At 48.8% G+C, this 16,531-nt stretch carries 18 protein-coding genes; 16 read left to right on the forward strand and 2 right to left on the reverse strand.

The features are described from left to right. Positions 1-41: 41 nt before the first annotated feature. Positions 42-233 carry a hypothetical protein gene (locus tag D9Y29_RS21485; protein ID WP_127132159.1) on the reverse strand — a complete coding sequence of 64 codons (192 nt, stop codon included), beginning with the start codon at positions 231-233 and terminating at the stop codon, positions 42-44. A gap of 149 nt (positions 234-382) precedes the next feature. On the opposite strand from D9Y29_RS21485, the gene D9Y29_RS21490 reads away from it, so the two are divergent. The 14 genes from D9Y29_RS21490 (at position 383) to D9Y29_RS21555 (ending at position 13,070) form a co-directional block, all read left to right on the forward strand. After that, entirely contained in the window at positions 383-1,801 is a 1,419-nt protein-coding gene (locus D9Y29_RS21490; protein ID WP_127132161.1) for an anthranilate synthase component I family protein, read from the forward strand. 21 nt (positions 1,802-1,822) lie between these two features. Further along, positions 1,823-2,395 carry an anthranilate synthase component II gene (locus D9Y29_RS21495; RefSeq protein ID WP_127132163.1) on the forward strand — a complete coding sequence of 191 codons (573 nt, stop codon included), beginning with the start codon at positions 1,823-1,825 and terminating at the stop codon, positions 2,393-2,395. A 42-nt stretch (positions 2,396-2,437) separates the two neighbouring features. Continuing rightward, positions 2,438-3,430, forward strand: a complete 993-nt coding sequence (trpD, locus tag D9Y29_RS21500; protein ID WP_127132165.1) for an anthranilate phosphoribosyltransferase — start codon at positions 2,438-2,440, stop codon at positions 3,428-3,430. Between the two features lie 9 nt (positions 3,431-3,439). Beyond that, positions 3,440-4,231: an indole-3-glycerol phosphate synthase TrpC gene (gene trpC / locus D9Y29_RS21505; RefSeq protein ID WP_127132167.1), complete on the forward strand. Its 792-nt coding sequence runs from the start codon at positions 3,440-3,442 to the stop codon at positions 4,229-4,231. Between the two features lie 49 nt (positions 4,232-4,280). Beyond that, on the forward strand, positions 4,281-4,910 hold the full coding sequence (locus D9Y29_RS21510) for a phosphoribosylanthranilate isomerase (RefSeq protein WP_127132169.1): 630 nt from the start codon (positions 4,281-4,283) through the stop codon (positions 4,908-4,910). 28 nt (positions 4,911-4,938) lie between these two features. After that, positions 4,939-6,132, forward strand: a complete 1,194-nt coding sequence (gene trpB / locus D9Y29_RS21515; RefSeq protein ID WP_127132171.1) for a tryptophan synthase subunit beta — start codon at positions 4,939-4,941, stop codon at positions 6,130-6,132. Positions 6,133-6,281: 149 nt separating this feature from the next. Further along, positions 6,282-7,049: a tryptophan synthase subunit alpha gene (trpA, locus tag D9Y29_RS21520; RefSeq protein WP_127132173.1), complete on the forward strand. Its 768-nt coding sequence runs from the start codon at positions 6,282-6,284 to the stop codon at positions 7,047-7,049. Positions 7,050-7,083: 34 nt separating this feature from the next. Further along, positions 7,084-7,683, forward strand: a complete 600-nt coding sequence (gene hisH, locus D9Y29_RS21525) for an imidazole glycerol phosphate synthase subunit HisH (protein WP_127132175.1) — start codon at positions 7,084-7,086, stop codon at positions 7,681-7,683. An 8-nt stretch (positions 7,684-7,691) separates the two neighbouring features. After that, positions 7,692-8,423: a 1-(5-phosphoribosyl)-5-[(5-phosphoribosylamino)methylideneamino]imidazole-4-carboxamide isomerase gene (hisA, locus tag D9Y29_RS21530; protein WP_127132177.1), complete on the forward strand. Its 732-nt coding sequence runs from the start codon at positions 7,692-7,694 to the stop codon at positions 8,421-8,423. A gap of 164 nt (positions 8,424-8,587) precedes the next feature. After that, complete coding sequence (hisF, locus tag D9Y29_RS21535; protein WP_127132179.1) at positions 8,588-9,352, forward strand: imidazole glycerol phosphate synthase subunit HisF; 765 nt, start codon at positions 8,588-8,590, stop codon at positions 9,350-9,352. A gap of 10 nt (positions 9,353-9,362) precedes the next feature. Beyond that, entirely contained in the window at positions 9,363-9,959 is a 597-nt protein-coding gene (hisIE, locus tag D9Y29_RS21540) for a bifunctional phosphoribosyl-AMP cyclohydrolase/phosphoribosyl-ATP diphosphatase HisIE (protein ID WP_127132181.1), read from the forward strand. 4 nt (positions 9,960-9,963) lie between these two features. After that, a complete protein-coding gene (locus D9Y29_RS21545) occupies positions 9,964-11,052 on the forward strand; it encodes a TlpA disulfide reductase family protein (RefSeq protein WP_127132183.1) in 1,089 nt (362 codons plus the stop codon). A gap of 5 nt (positions 11,053-11,057) precedes the next feature. Next, entirely contained in the window at positions 11,058-11,960 is a 903-nt protein-coding gene (locus D9Y29_RS21550) for an SDR family oxidoreductase (protein ID WP_127132185.1), read from the forward strand. 411 nt (positions 11,961-12,371) lie between these two features. After that, positions 12,372-13,070, forward strand: a complete 699-nt coding sequence (locus D9Y29_RS21555) for a hypothetical protein (RefSeq protein ID WP_127132187.1) — start codon at positions 12,372-12,374, stop codon at positions 13,068-13,070. A gap of 1 nt (position 13,071) precedes the next feature. Here D9Y29_RS21555 and D9Y29_RS21560 read toward each other — a convergent pair whose 3' ends face one another. After that, positions 13,072-14,019: an arginase gene (locus tag D9Y29_RS21560; protein ID WP_127132189.1), complete on the reverse strand. Its 948-nt coding sequence runs from the start codon at positions 14,017-14,019 to the stop codon at positions 13,072-13,074. 277 nt (positions 14,020-14,296) lie between these two features. On the opposite strand from D9Y29_RS21560, the gene D9Y29_RS21565 reads away from it, so the two are divergent. Together D9Y29_RS21565 and D9Y29_RS21570 are read left to right on the forward strand one after the other, a co-directional pair. After that, the gene (locus D9Y29_RS21565) at positions 14,297-15,451 is read left to right on the forward strand and encodes an acyl-CoA dehydrogenase (RefSeq protein WP_127132192.1); all 1,155 of its coding nucleotides are present in this window, start codon (positions 14,297-14,299) and stop codon (positions 15,449-15,451) included. Between the two features lie 250 nt (positions 15,452-15,701). Next, complete coding sequence (locus D9Y29_RS21570; protein WP_127132194.1) at positions 15,702-16,367, forward strand: YggS family pyridoxal phosphate-dependent enzyme; 666 nt, start codon at positions 15,702-15,704, stop codon at positions 16,365-16,367. Positions 16,368-16,531 lie beyond the last annotated feature (164 nt).

Below are 16,531 nucleotides of genomic sequence, written 5' to 3' on the forward strand. Positions count from 1 at the left end.
ATACTCACGCTGCGGCCAGTCGCTCGCCTCTGGCGAGTGACTTATATTTGCTCGCCTCCGGCGAGCACTGTGTCGCCGGAGGCGACGGAATAAAACTCACTCGCCAGAGGCGAGCGAGTGGCCACCCGCTGCATCTTCGGCCACCCGCCGCTCCTTCCGGCCACCCGCCGCTTCTTCGGCCACAGCGAAATAAATTTGGTCAATTCAATTTTGTCTGTACTTTTGTAGCTCATGATCAAACAAATTCAAAATATTCAGTGGTGGTGGCATACAAACTCTATTCGGGGCTTGTAAACACTACTGTTGTATATTTATAACAATACTCAAGGGCCTCGATGTACAATCGGGGCCCTTTTCTTTTTTTCAATACCTGAATCTCGATATGAAACAAATCACAGTTCAAACGAAATGCAAGAAGATGCTGGCGGACGTGTTCACGCCGGTAGGGATCTACCTCAGGCTGAGAGACAGGTTCCGGGATACAGTGCTGCTCGAAAGCACTGATCACCACAGTTCTGAGAACAGCTATTCCTTCATCTGTATCAATGCCATCGCGGGCATGGAGATCAGTTCCACCAAACAACTGGAACTGAAATGGCCCGGGCAGTCGCCTGAAAAGCATAGTATCAAAAATGTACAGGATGTGCCCAATATCCTCTGGGATTTCATGAAGCGCTTTACGATGGCGCCATCAGAATTGAAGGAAGCAAAATATGCCCAGGGCTTGTATGGTTATACCACTTTCGATGCCGTGCAGTTCTTCGATACCCTGCAGCTGAGATCAGCGAAGGAAACGCCTGCCATCCCTTTCATGCGTTATCGTTTGTACCAGTACGTGATCGTGATCAATCACTATAAAGACGAGCTCTTCCTTTGCGAGAACCTGATAGATGGACTGGAAAGCGATACCAATGCCGTAGAATCGTTGATCCGGAGCAAGGATGTGCCGGTGTATCCTTTCAAGGCGGTAGGAAAAGAAACAAGCAATATGGAAGATGAAACCTACCGCAATATGGTGAAGGAAGGTATTCAGCACTGCTACCGCGGCGATGTATTCCAGATAGTGCTCAGTCGCCGCTTCGAGCAACAGTTCACCGGCGATGAGTTCAATGTATACCGCGCCCTTCGCTCCATCAATCCTTCTCCCTATCTCTTCTTCTTCGATTACGGTGATTACAAATTACTCGGTTCAAGTCCCGAATCACAGATCCTCATTCAAAACGGCAAAGCCATCGTTCATCCTATTGCCGGCACTTTCAAACGCACAGGCGACGATGAGACCGATCAGCGTGCTGCACAGGAACTCCTCAAAGACGCCAAGGAAAATGCAGAGCATGTAATGCTGGTAGACCTGGCAAGAAATGATCTCAGCAGGGTATGTGATGATGTTTCGGTGGTACATTACCGTCAGGTGCAGTATTACAGTCATGTTATCCATCTTGTGAGTGAAGTGAGTGGCAAAACAAGAACTGATGCCAATCCATTCGAACTGATGGCAAAAACATTTCCCGCAGGTACGCTCAGTGGTGCACCCAAGTTTAAGGCCATCGAGCTGATCGATGGGCTGGAACCCACCAGCCGCAGCTATTACGGCGGCGCCATCGGGTTCATGGGCTTTGATGGCACCTGTATCCACGCCATCATGATCCGAACCTTTTTTAGCAGGAACAATACGCTTTATTACCAGGCCGGTGCGGGCGTAGTAGCCGCCAGCAAACCAGAAAGCGAATTACAGGAAGTGAACAACAAACTGGGAGCGCTGAAAAAAGCCATCCTGTTTGCAGAAGAGATCGCTCAATAATTAACCAGTAAAACATTCCTTGTGAAAATATTAGTTTTCGATAATTACGATTCATTCACTTACAACCTGGTCCACCTGGTAGAGAAGATCCTGCATCAACGCGTGGACGTGGTTCGTAACGATCAGCTGCCGCTGGAAGGTGTGAAAGAATATGATAAGATCATTCTCAGTCCTGGTCCTGGTATTCCCGAAGAAGCAGGCATGTTGCTTCCGCTGATCAAAGAGTACGCTTCCAGCAAATCCATACTGGGCGTTTGCTTGGGACATCAGGCCATTGGTGAGGCTTTCGGTGGGAAGTTGGTGAACCTGAGCACCGTGTATCACGGAGTGGCTACACCGGTGAATATTTTGAAGAGGACCAAAAAAGATCTGTACGAAGGTCTGCCCGATACTTTTGAAGTGGGCCGTTACCATAGCTGGGTGATCAGTGAGGAAGGATTTCCCAAAGACATTACTATCACAGCGCGAGATGAGAACAATTATATCATGGGATTGCAGCATAATAAGTATGATGTGCAGGGCGTGCAGTTCCATCCGGAAAGTGTGCTCACGCCGCTGGGCGAAACCATCCTGAGAAACTGGTTGAAGCAATAACAGCGTCATCAACCATTTTTTTGAATCAGTGAAAAGACAATTATGAAAAAGATCTTAGAACAATTATTCGCACATAAATCCCTGAGCAGGACTGCCGCCAAAGAAGCGCTGGTAGGCATCGGCAAGGGAATGTACAATGAGCATGAGGTTACGGCATTCATGACGGTTTACCTTATGCGAAGCATTACTATAGAAGAATTACAGGGTTTCCGTGATGCGCTGCTGGAACTCTGTGTTCCGGTTGATCTCAATGGCCATGAAACCATCGATATCGTTGGTACCGGCGGGGATGGGAAGAACACTTTCAATATTTCCACCTTAAGTTGTTTCATTGTTGCCGGCACCGGTCAGAAAGTGGCCAAGCATGGCAACTATGGAGCCAGCAGTATCAGCGGCGCCAGCAATGTGATGGAGCAACTCGGATACAGGTTCAAGAACGATAAAGGAAGCCTGAAACGCGAAGTGGAGGAAACCAATATCTGTTTCCTGCATGCGCCGATGTTTCATCCTGCTTTGAAGACCGTAGGGCCTATCCGCAAGAACCTTGGCATGCGCACTTTCTTCAATATGCTGGGGCCGATGGTGAACCCCGCTTCTCCGAAATTCCAGCTGGTAGGCGTTTACAGCCTGGAGATGGCGCGTGTGTACAATTATCTTTTGCAACAGGGCAGCAGCGCTTTCACCATTATTCATGGACTGGATGGTTATGACGAGATCTCGCTCACCAACGATACCAAAGTGATCACCAACAAAGGTGAACAGATCATGACCCCGGAACAGCTCGGCAAGCGAGCTGTAACGCCTGCCGATATCTATGGCGGCAGCAGCGTGGAAGAAGCAGCCAAACTCTTTACAAAGATCCTGAAAGGGGAAGGTAGCTGGGCGCAGAATGCCGTGGTGCTGGCTAATGCCGCCATGGCGCTGCATTGCACCGGTAATCATGCCACTTACGAGCAGGCCTATGCGACAGCGGTAGACAGCCTGGAAAGTGGAAAAGCATACAATACATTCAAAAAACTGATCGCCCTTCAATAAGCAATAGTCATGAATATTCTCGATACCATCATCGCACACAAAAGAACGGAAGTGGCGGCGCGAAAAGCAGGGACGCCTGCTTCAGCGCTGGAAAAACAGGACGGATTCAACAGGAAGGTTTTGAGTCTCAAAGAATTTTTGCTGAATGATGCACGTACGGGCATCATCGCGGAATTCAAAAGGAAGTCCCCTTCAAAAGGACTGATCAACGGAACAGCGGATGTGGTGGAAGTAACATCAGCCTATGCGAAGTATGCTTCCGGGCTCAGCGTTCTCACCGATGAAAATTTTTTTGGCGGTAGTACCGCAGACCTGGTCGCGGCCCGTGTGAACCAGGTTCCCATACTGCGCAAGGATTTCATCGTGGATGAGTACCAGGTCCTGGAAGCACGCGCCATGGGCGCCGATGTGATTTTACTCATTGCTGCCTGTTTAACCCCTGAAGAAGTGAAACGGTTGGCTACCTTTGCAACGCAGCTCGGACTCGAAGTGCTACTGGAACTGCACGACGAAGAAGAACTGGAGCATATCTGCGATGAAACCATCCTGGTTGGGATCAATAACCGCAACCTGAAGACTTTCAAAGTGGATATCGAAAGGAGCCTGGCCATGGCCCAACGCATCCCGGATAACAGGATAAAAATTGCAGAGAGTGGGATCAGCGCCGTGGAAAATATCCTGCTGTTCAGGAACAATGGGTTCAGGGGATTTCTCATCGGTGAGAATTTCATGAAAGCTGCTGACCCTGCCAAAGCCTTTGAGGACTTTGTGCAGGAACTGAAAACAGCAAAGGCCCCGTGAAAACAGATCGCTTGCCGGATACAACCTTAACACTTAAAATCTGAACAATATGAGAGTAAAAGTATGCGGCATGACCCAGCCAGAACAGGTGACACAACTGGCAGACATGGGTGTATCTTTTGCAGGATTCATTTTCTATCCCAAAAGTCCCCGGTACGTATTCAAACACATGACCACAACTCAGATCAGGAAGGAGAACAATATCAACAAAGTGGGCGTGTTTGTAAATACCCCCATTGAAGAAGTACTCCATATGGTGGACGAATGCAGGCTGCACCTGGTGCAACTGCATGGCGATGAAAATCCGAAATACTGTGAGAAGATCGCAGACTATGTATCGGTGGTGAAAGCTTTTCGGTTGAGCGACAACGATAGTGTGGAATGGATGATCAGGCCCTATATGGATTGCTGCGACATGTTCATGTTCGACACCATGGGCGCCGGATACGGAGGAACAGGAAAGAAATTCGACTGGAGTGTTCTGAAAGATACCATCGTGGGCAAACCATTTTTTCTCAGTGGCGGCATCGAGCCGGGCGATGAAGCACAATTGCGGGAATTCGAAAATGAACCCGCCGCTAAAGGACTCTTTGCTATCGATATCAACAGCAAATTCGAAACCAGTCCAGGTTATAAGGACATGGAAATGGTTCGCGGATTTGTGAACAATATGAAATAAGATAACTAAAGGATAAATTATTGGTTTTATGTCAACAACCATTTACCAGCAGCCAGATGCACAGGGATATTACGGACAGTTCGGAGGCGCATACATCCCCGAGATGTTGCATCGCAACGTGGAAGAGCTGCGCAACCAGTACAGGAGCATTATCACCAGTAGAGATTTCCGTGATGAATACCAGAGCCTGCTTCGCGATTATGTAGGCAGGCCCACGCCGCTCTATCCTGCCGCCAGGCTGAGCGCGCAGTTCAATACCAATATTTACCTGAAGCGCGAAGACCTTTGTCATACAGGTTCCCATAAGCTCAATAATGCACTCGGACAAATCCTGCTGGCGCAACGCCTGGGCAAGAAACGCATCATCGCGGAAACCGGCGCTGGTCAGCATGGCGTGGCCACTGCTACTGTATGTGCACTCAAAGGCATCGAGTGCATCGTGTATATGGGAGAAAAAGATATTCATCGCCAGGCGCCCAATGTGGCCCGCATGAAAATGCTCGGCGCTACCGTGATCCCTGCCACCAGCGGCAGCAAAACCCTGAAAGACGCTACCAATGAAGCGATCAGGGACTGGATCAATAACCCCAACGATACGCATTATATCATCGGATCGGTGGTAGGCCCGCATCCATACCCTGATATGGTGGCCAGTTTCCAGAGCGTGATCAGTGAAGAGATCCGCAAACAACTCAAAGAAAAGACCGGCAGCGAATTGCCCACGCATGTATTTGCCTGTGTAGGCGGCGGAAGCAACGCTGCAGGAGCTTTCTATCATTTCACTGAAGAACAACCGGTGAAACTGGTAGCAGTGGAAGCGGCAGGTCATGGTGTGGAAAGCGGACTGAGCGCAGCCACTACACGTCTTGGTAAACCAGGTGTGCTTCATGGCAGCAAGAGCCTGGTGATGCAAACCGAAGACGGCCAGGTAGTAGAGCCACACAGCATTTCAGCTGGTCTGGATTATCCTGGTATCGGTCCCATGCATGCGAATTTGTTCGCGAGTGGCCGTGGCACTTTCCTCAGCGCAACCGATGAAGAAGCTGTTCGTGCAGCCTTCAATCTTACACAGCAGGAAGGCATCATTCCTGCACTGGAAAGTTCACATGCACTGGCAGGACTGCACCAGGTGGAATTTAAAAAAGATGATGTGGTGGTGCTGTGTTTAAGTGGAAGGGGAGATAAAGATATGGCTACTTACATGCAGGCAATGGGCGTATAAATCAGGGTGCGGCCAGTCGCTCGCCTCCCGGCGAGTGACTTGTATTTGTTCGCCTCCGGCGAACACCGTGTCGCCGGAGGCGACGGAACAGAAGTCACTCGCCGGGAGGCGAGCGACTGGCCACACTCAGCAAAATATCAACAACAATCATGAGCAGAATACAGGAATTATTCAACAAGAAAAATAAACAGGTCCTCAACGTTTACGTGACGGCTGGTTATCCGCAACTGGATAGTACGTTGCCTGTGATGCAGGCTTTACAGAAAAGCGGCGCGGACCTCATCGAGCTGGGCATGCCTTACAGCGATCCGCTGGCCGATGGTCCCGTGATCCAGGCCAGCAGCACCATCGCGCTGCAAAATGGCATGACCATCAAAAAACTCTTTGAACAATTGAAGGACATGCGCGCTACCGTGCAGGTGCCTGTAATCCTCATGGGCTACATGAATCCCATCCTTCAGTACGGTTTCGAAAAGTTCTGTGCAGATGCAGCAGCAGTAGGTGTGGACGGACTGATCCTGCCTGATCTTCCTGAGTTCGAATTTGAGAACGAATACGGCCCCGTCATCAAAAAACACAAACTGGATTTTATTTTCCTGGTGACGCCGGAAACAACAACGGAACGCATTAAAAGACTGGACGCACTGAGCACCGGTTTTCTTTACGCCGTGAGCAGCAGCTCCACTACGGGAAAAGATCAGAACATGAGTGGCGTGAGCGCTTACCTGCAAAGGTTACAGGAGATGAAACTGAAAAATCCGGTGCTGGTAGGCTTTGGCATCAAGGACAGGGCCAGCTTTGAAGCGGCATCTGAATTTGCCAATGGCGCTATTATCGGCACTGCTTTCATCAAAGCGCTGGAAGGAGCTACCGATGTAGCTGCCGCAACAGAACAATTCATCAGAACAGTGAAATGATTTATCTTTCGCGTTTTTAGCAAAAAGAACAAAAGTGGAATTAGCCATCGTAAAATACAATGCAGGAAATATCCAGTCGGTACTCTACGCGCTGGAAAGGATCGGGGCCACAGCAACCGTCACCGATGATCACGAGCAATTGCGTAAGGCAGACAAAGTGATCTTTCCCGGCGTGGGTGAAGCCAGCAGCGCCATGCGCTATCTTTCTGAACGGGGGCTTGACCAAGTATTGCGCGAATTGCAACAACCCGTTCTCGGCATCTGCCTGGGCATGCAACTAATGTGTGCCTACAGCGAAGAAAACGATACTGATTGTCTTGGTATCTTCGAAGAAAACGTAAAACTCTTTTCTCCTGGTTCCACTGCTGATGGTCCGATCAAAATCCCTCAGATCGGCTGGAACAATATCTACTCATTGAAATCGGAGCTGTTCAAAGGCGTGCCTGAGAACAGTTACTGTTATTTTGTGCATGGTTACTATGCGGCGCTGGGTGAACATACCATCGCCACTACGGAATACGGACTGCCTTACAGTTCCGCATTGCACAAGAACAATTTCTATGGTGTGCAGTTCCACCCTGAAAAGAGCGCTACCACCGGTGAATCCATTCTCAAGAATTTCCTGAACATTTAATCAGATACATGCAGATCATTCCGGCAATAGATATTATCGATGGGAAATGCGTCAGACTTACCCAGGGCGATTACCAACAAAAAAAGGTCTACAACGAAAACCCGCTCGAAGTTGCGAAACAGTTTGAAGATGCAGGCTTGCAGCGACTGCACCTGGTAGACCTGGACGGCGCGAAGGCAGGTACGGTGAAGAACTGGAAAGTACTGGAAAGCGTTGCCGGCAAAACCAGGCTGGTAGTGGATTTTGGAGGAGGGATCAAAAAGAGGGAAGACGTAGATATCGTCTTCAATTCCGGTGCAGCCCTGGCTACCATCGGCAGCCTGGCGGTAAAAGATGAAAACCTCTTTGTACAATGGCTCAAAGAGTATGGGGCTGATAAATTCCTGTTGGGCGCCGATGTGAAGGATGAGAAGATCGCAGTGGCAGGCTGGCTGGAAACTACCGATATTTGGATCTATGATTTCATAGAAAAATACATCGCACAAGGTGTTACGCAAATATTCTGCACTGATGTGAGCAAGGATGGTTTGTTGCAGGGCCCATCAACGGAATTGTATAAGAATATTCTTTCCAAATTTCCATCATTACATTTTATTGCCAGTGGCGGCGTGAGCTCTGTTGCTGATCTGGATGGGCTGCGCGAGATAGGATGCAGTGGTGTGATTATAGGAAAAGCATTTTATGAAGGAAGGATCTCTTTGGATGAACTGGTAAGGTTCAACGAAGGAAAAATGAATTAAGAGTTTGTTGTATTTACCCGGAGAGCTGGCAGTCGCTCGCCTCCCGGCGAGTGACTTGTATTTGTTCGCCTCCGGCGAACACCGTGTCGCCGGAGGCGACAGAATAAAACTCACTCGCCAGAGGCGAGCGACTGCCAGCTCTCCGAATTTCAAAAATCTAAGCGATGCTTTGTAAAAGAATTGTTCCATGCCTGGATATCAAAGATGGCCGCACCGTTAAGGGCACTAATTTCGTGGACCTCCGCGATGCCGGTGATCCTGTTGAACTGGGCGCTCTCTATGCCAGGGAAGGTGCGGATGAACTGGTATTTCTCGATATCACTGCTACTGTTGAAAAAAGGAAAACCCTACGCGAACTGGTGAACCGGATCTCACATCATATCAACATACCCTTCACGGTTGGTGGCGGCATCAGCAGTGTGGAAGACGTGTACGCATTGTTGCAGAATGGCGCCGATAAGATCTCTGTGAATACCGCTGCATTTAAGAATCCGGCACTGGTGAATGAGCTGGCGAAGGAATTCGGTAGTCAGTGTGTGGTGCTGGCCATCGATACGAGAAAAGAAGAAGATGGCGAATGGTATGTGTACCTGAATGGTGGCCGTGTGAAAACTGATGTGAAATGTAAGGATTGGGCAAAGCAGGCGGTTGATCTCGGCGCGGGAGAAATTTTGCTGACCTCCATGAACCACGATGGCACCAAAGCAGGGTTTGCCCTGGACATCACGAAGGAACTGGCTACAACACTGCCTGTACCTGTGATTGCGAGTGGCGGCGGCGGCACAATGGAGCATTTTGTGGACGTGTTCAATGAGGCAAAAGCCGATGCAGCACTGGCTGCCAGCATTTTCCATTTCAAGGAGATCAGTATCCCGGAATTAAAAGGATATTTGCAGGAGAAGAAAATAAATATCAGACCTATAGCGTAAATAAAGCACCATGAAAATCGATTACTCCAAATATGCAGATGGTCTTGTGCCCGCCATTGTGCAGGATTTCAACACACATAAAGTGCTCATGCTCGGCTTCATGAATGAAGAAGCTGTGAAGAAAACAATGGCCGAAGGCAAAGTCACTTTTTACAGCCGCAGCAAACAGCGTCTCTGGACCAAAGGTGAGGAGAGTGGCAACCACCTGATAGTAAAAGAAGTGATGTCGGATTGTGATAACGATACCCTGCTCATCAAGGCGCATCCGCTCGGGCCTACCTGTCATACCGGTGCAGACACCTGCTGGAGTGAACGCAATCATTCCGATGAATTCCTTTATTATCTTGAAGATATCATCAATCTCCGCAAACAGAGCACCGATGCAAAATCCTATGTACGGGACCTTTTCGGACGGGGAATCAACAAGATAGCCCAGAAAGTAGGGGAGGAAGCCGTGGAACTGGTGATCGAGGCAAAGGACAATAACGATGATCTTTTCCTCAATGAGGCCGCGGATCTCATATTCCATTATTTGATTTTACTTAACGCAAAAGGGCATAAATTGCAGGATGTCGTGGATATCTTAAAATCACGGCATTCAAAATAGAATTATGAAAAGATTTTTCGCCCTGTTGCTGATCATTCCGGCAGGCCTTTTTGCGCAGCAGAAAGGTTTTGTTGTTACTGGCTCACTCAAAGGTTTACCGGAAGGATCTGAAGTAACGCTCAGTGATGCCAATAACGTTGAAGATACGCTTGCCAGAGCGGTGGTGACTAAGAACCAGTTTGTGTTGAAAGGAACCGTGCAGGAACCGAATGTATTTTTCCTCAATCTACATGGACCGCAGAAGAAATCATTCGTATTCATCGGCAATGAAAATGTGACCCTGAGCGGTGATGTTGCCGAGATGTCCAATCTCCAGGTAAAAGGTTCTTCCATTCATGATGATTACAGCAATTACGCCAAACAATTCAATCCTTTGTTCGAGCAATTGACAGCGCTCACACAAAAGATCAACGGAACACCTAATATTCAGCCCGGCGACAGCCTGTTGCTGCAACACCAGGCATTGATCGATCTCATCATCGGTAAGATCGATTCTTATGTTGATGCCCATAATGCTTCCCCTGTTGCGCCATTCCTGATGGTGGTGACTGCGCAGCTGGACCAGGATATGGCCAGCACCGAAAGAAGGTTTGCCAAGCTGAAACCTGCTGCACAGGAAGGTTTTTATGGAAAGATCATCAAAGAGCGCATCGATAAGAGCAAGATCGGACAGATTGGATCACAGGCCCCCGGGTTCACACAAGCAGATGTTGATGGAAAAGATGTGGCCCTTTCTTCTTTCCGAGGCAAATATGTTCTGGTTGATTTCTGGGCCAGCTGGTGCAAGCCCTGCCGTATGGAAAATCCCAATGTAGTGGAAAGCTACAATGAATTCAAAGCAAAGAATTTCACCGTACTTGGCGTATCACTCGATCGTGAAAAAGAATCCTGGCTTGCTGCTATCAAAGAAGACAAACTCGACTGGACGCATGTCAGCGATCTCCAGTTCTGGAATAATGCCGTAGCCCGTTTGTATGGCATCGAAGGGATCCCCGCTAATCTACTGATCGATCCGGATGGAAAAGTAGTGGCCCGGAACCTGCGTGGAGAAGCACTTAAAGCAAAACTCAGAGAATTACTCGGAAGCAATTAATAGGCATGAAAATATTGATCACCGGAGCAAATGGACTGCTGGGACAGCATCTCGTACAGGAGTTGCTGCACCAGCAGTTCACTGTGGTGGCTACCAGCAAAGGGCCGAACCGTCTGCCTTTTGAGCCATCTGAACAATTCAGTTACCGAAGCCTGGACGTCACCGACGAACTGAACCTTGAAAAAGTAATGGATGAGGAGCGTCCCGATGTGATCGTTCATGCTGCTGCCATGACGCAGGTGGATGAATGCGAGAAGAATACCGAGCTCTGCGAAAAAGTTAACGTCTACGGCACCACGCAATTGCTGGTAGATGCTGAAGCTTTCAGCAAATACATCATCTACGTATCAACAGATTTCGTTTTCGATGGTCTCAATGGCCTTTATCGCGAAGACGATGATCTTCGACCTGTCAATTTCTATGGCTTCACCAAAATGCAGGCAGAAGCGATCATGCATACCAGTGAGATCCCCTGGGCCATCGTGCGTACCTGCCTGGTGTACGGCAATCCATTGCAGGGCACACGCAGCAATATCGTTAACTGGGTACGCGAAAGCCTCCAGGAAGGCGAGCCCATCAAAGTGGTTTCCGACCAGATGCGCACACCTACCTATGTGGGCGATCTCGCCAAAGGTCTTGTTGAAATGATCAAACGCAGGTCCACCGGCATTTACCATCTCTCCGGCAAAGAGCAACTGACGCCCTACCAGATGGCCCTCAAAACCGCCGATCATTTCAGCCTCGACAAAAGTCTCATCACCGAAGTAACCGCCGACACTTTCACGCAACCCGCCAAACGTCCGCCCCGCACGGGCTTCGACATTTCCAAAGCGGAAAAAGACCTGAACTACAAACCCCTTTCATTCGAAGAAGGCCTCCACCAAATGGGGCAAACCGGCATCGCCTAGTTCGCAAAATAGCGTACTACTCACCCAATCGGCGCGGCGTTTAACCCCCCATCCGCCCATCTATCCGTCTGCCATTACTTGTGCTGACGCACATTTCCCCATTCCCCCTCTCCAACTCATTTTACCGGGGAAGTAACGGCCCTTATTGCCGCACATTCGTGATGCTCACCGGGATCGGAGGGTGTATGCAAACGGGGCCTTCGAAACAAAAGCCCCACAGCCCATCTCAGCTCCGCCGCCCACCCCTTCATCAAAAGTCCATCAAACCTCAAAGCGTAGGTTTGTTTCGTCAGCCCCATTGTATACACCACCGATCCCACACCGCCCATCACCCACAGAAACCAGCGCAATATCAACAAAGGTTTTCCCCCGGAAAATGAGTAACTTCCCTCCAGTCACAACCTGTCACTTATGAGAAAAATCTACTCTATTCTGCTCTGCAGCATCTCATTGGTTGCATCCGCGCAGATCAACAACCAGCTTCCGCTGCCTCCTGGAACTGTTTCATTTGTACTGGAAGACCGTCCTGTTCATGAACGCATGCATCCTGCGGTTCAGGGCTCGCCGTTATTACAGAATGATTGGGCCGAAGGCGCAGTAACGATGGCCGATGGAAGGAATTTCTACGGCGTTTCGCTTTTATATAATCTCTACGATGATATCCTCTACTTCAAAAGAGATAAGGAGATGTGTGAGTTCACAGATCCTGTATTACAATTCATGTTCCGGTATGCAAGAGGGAATGATTCCGTTACAGCTCTTTACAGGAGTGGCTTTCCAGCTACCGGGAAGAATACGGAACGTAGTTTTTACGAGGTGCTGGCGGATGGAAAATACCAGTTGCTGAACCATCGGTACAAAACCCTGGTGAAAGTGAAAGGGGATTATGTGAGGAAAGATGAGTACAACAAGTTTGAAGACAAGACCCAGCTCTATCTCTACAATACAGACGACAAGAACATCACAAGGCTCAACAATTTCACAGATCTGTCAACAGCCTTGGGCGTCCAGGCCGGCTCCCTGGCCGGCATCATGGGTAAATCCAAAATAAAAATGAAAAACGAGAACGACCTGATCATGCTGGTGACGGCGCTGAATCACAAGAAGTGACTCAGTTCATCATCAGCACATTCACACTTCTCTGAAGGATGTTGAATGCGATCTCGCTCATGAGATTCTCTTTATCCAGCGTTGGGTTCACTTCCGTGATCTCGAAGCAGCATATTTTGCGGTTCTGCATGAATTTGCTGATGAGGTCTTCCGCTTCGCGTTCGCGGAGGCCATTACTTACAGGGGTTCCCGTGCCTTTGGAAATGGAGGAATCCAGGCTGTCCACATCGAAACTGATATAGATATCCGTGCAGTCGGCGAGATAGCGGATCACGCTGCGTACCACGTTCTCCGGGCCTTTGCGGCGGACTTCGTTGGTGGAGATCACTTTCATGCCGTATTTATCGATCAGGTATTTTTCTTCTTTTTCAAAATCGCGGAGCGAGATGAACACTACATCTTCCGGCAACACTTTTGGCGCGATCTTACCGAGGGTTTTGAGTCCGTTCCATTGCTTTCTCGTTTCATCATCCAGTTCATGAACAGCCATATCCTCATTGTCTTCATTGATGCTCAACGCCAGTGGCATACCGTGAAGGTTACCCGAAGGAGTGGTGTACGGCGTATGCAGGTCAGCGTGAGCATCTATCCAGATCACGCCCAGTCTTGATTTAGGCTTGGCCATCCGGATACCCGCGATGGTGGCGCCTGCCATGCTATGATCGCCACTGAGTACTACCGGAAAGAAATTATTCCTGATGGTATCATGCACTGCTTTGCTTACACGCTCATACATGGTGGCAACCCCTTTGATCCGCTTCGCATAAGGTGATTCAATGGGCTCATGCAATATCTTATTCTCGTGCGGTACTTTTTCGGAAGGGAAATGGATGAAAAAATTACTCATAAAATCCAGGGCTGCGATCTTGATGGCGTCGATCCCCAAACTGGCCCCTCTTGTTCCGGCTCCAATTTCAGATGGCACTTCAATCAGCTTAATATTTTTCATATAGCGAACGTTTATTACACAATCAGGTTGACTGGCTAAATCAGGAATTCAGTAATTTGAGTGGATGGAACGCTAATAACCTGGAAGGGCATAGTTAACCGGCAGCAAGAGCTGGGCAAATGGAAGAATAACCTGGGGTTTCCTGGTGCTGGTTGACATGACAGTAGCGTATAGAGCCTAAAGATAGTAAGAGTTTACCAAAAATAAACGAACAATTGTTAGTTGGATGGCGCATCTCTATTATATTTGTGCTCCGTAAAAAAAACAAAGCGATAATATGCAGTTTCAATTATCAGAAGAGCAACTCATGATCCGTCAGGCTGCGCGTGATTTTGCGCAGCAGGAATGTTTACCCGGTGTTATCGAACGTGATGAACAACAGAAATTCCCCTATGACCAGGTGTATAAACTGGCCGAACTCGGTTTTATGGGAATGATGGTTGATCCAAAATACGGTGGTTCCGGTTTGGACACTGTCAGCTATGTACTGGCAATGGAAGAGATCAGTAAGATCGATGCCAGTGTGAGTGTGTGCATGAGCGTTAACAACAGCCTGGTAAGCTGGGGGCTTGAAGCTTATGGTAATGAAATGCAAAAAGAAAAATACCTGACGCCACTGGCGCAGGGAAGAAAAGATGGAAAACTGTACATCGGCGCCTTCCTGCTGAGTGAACCCGAAGCCGGTAGTGATGCTACCTCACAGCGTACCACAGCCGAAGATAAGGGTGACCATTATCTCCTCAATGGCACCAAGAACTGGATCACCAACGGTTCTTCCGCATCTGTGTACCTGGTGATGGCACAGACGGATGTGGCAAAAGGAAGCAAAGGAATCAACTGTTTCATCGTTGAAAAGAACTGGCCCGGCGTTGTGGTGGCAGCCAAAGAGAACAAACTCGGAATTCGCGGCAGCGATACCCATACTATCATGTTCAATGATGTGAAAGTTCCCAAGGAGAATCGGATCGGAGAAGATGGATTCGGTTTCACTTTTGCTATGAAGACATTGTCCGGAGGCCGTATCGGTATTGCATCCCAGGCCCTCGGAATTGCCAGCGGCGCTTATGAGCTGAGCCTGAAATATGCGAAAGAAAGAAAAGCTTTCGGCAAAGAGATCATGCACCACCAGGCCATCCAGTTCAAACTCGCGGATATGGCTACACGCATCGAAGCAGCCCGCCTGCTTTGCCTCCGCGCCGCCTGGGATAAAGACCAGCACCAGGATTATGCGCTGAGCTCATCCATGGCCAAAGTATTTGCCAGTGAAACGGCCATGTGGACCACTGTTGAAGCCGTTCAGATCCACGGCGGGTACGGATATGTGAAAGAATACCACGTAGAGCGCCTAATGCGCGATGCCAAGATCACACAGATCTATGAAGGTACTTCCGAAGTACAACGCATCGTGATCGGACGTTCTATCTTAAAATAGGTTTTTTGAAAAGATGACTGGACTGTTTCCCTAACCGGAGGCAGTCCTTTCTTTTTGGTGCCGCCACTGGGGCTGACTAAAAAGGTCAGAGAGCTGGCAGTCGCTCGCCTCCGGCGAGTGACTTATATTCCGTCGCCTCCGGCGACACAGTGTTCGCCGGAGGCGAACAAATACAAGTCACTCGCCGGAGGCGAGCGACTGCCAGCCCGCCGATTTTTTGCAGTAGCTTTGCCTCTTCAAATCTCCAAGCATGGTGAATACAGAAGCATACAAGAAGCTGAAAGAAGAATTGGATCAGAAAGGAGTTACCCTGGTGGCCGTTTCCAAGATCAAACCTGTATCGGATATCAAAAAACTCTATGATCTCGGTCAGCGGGATTTTGGCGAGAACTATGTACAGGAGCTGGTGGAAAAGCAACCACAGCTGCCTGCAGATATGCGCTGGCATTTCATCGGACATCTTCAATCCAACAAAGTAAAATACATCGCTCCCTTCGTGTACCTGATCCATGGGGTGGACAGTCAGAAATTATTGAAGGAGATCAATAAACAGGCAGCGAAGCTTAACAGGGTGATCCCTGTGCTGCTGCAGGTGTATATCGCGCGGGAAGAATCCAAGTTCGGGCTGGACGCCGAAGAACTGGAAGCGGTGCTGACCTCAGAAGAAACGGCCTCCTTCAAAAATATCCGCATTGAAGGACTGATGGGAATGGCTTCTTTTACCAGTAATACAGATGCTGTGCGCGCAGAATTCAAAACATTAAAGGGCCTGGCCGACCGCTGGGCATCCCATATCACAGAAAATATTCAACTGAAAACACTATCCTTCGGTATGAGCGGCGATTATGCCATCGCTATTGAGGAAGGTTCCGATATGGTGAGGATCGGTAGCCTGCTTTTCGGCGCACGGAACTGATAATCATCGTTCAAAAAATTCCATTCAACCCCTTTTTAGGTTCAAACGTCGAATAAGTTATGAGCGCCGATGGCCCGGTATTACTTTTACTCCTGTAATTAAATAGTGTTTTTCATAGGTTATTGATTAATGGTAAGGAGCTGTTTCTACAGCTCTTTTTGCTT

This window comes from Pseudoflavitalea rhizosphaerae, from assembly GCF_003991355.1.
Lineage (GTDB): Bacteria > Bacteroidota > Bacteroidia > Chitinophagales > Chitinophagaceae > Pseudobacter > Pseudobacter rhizosphaerae.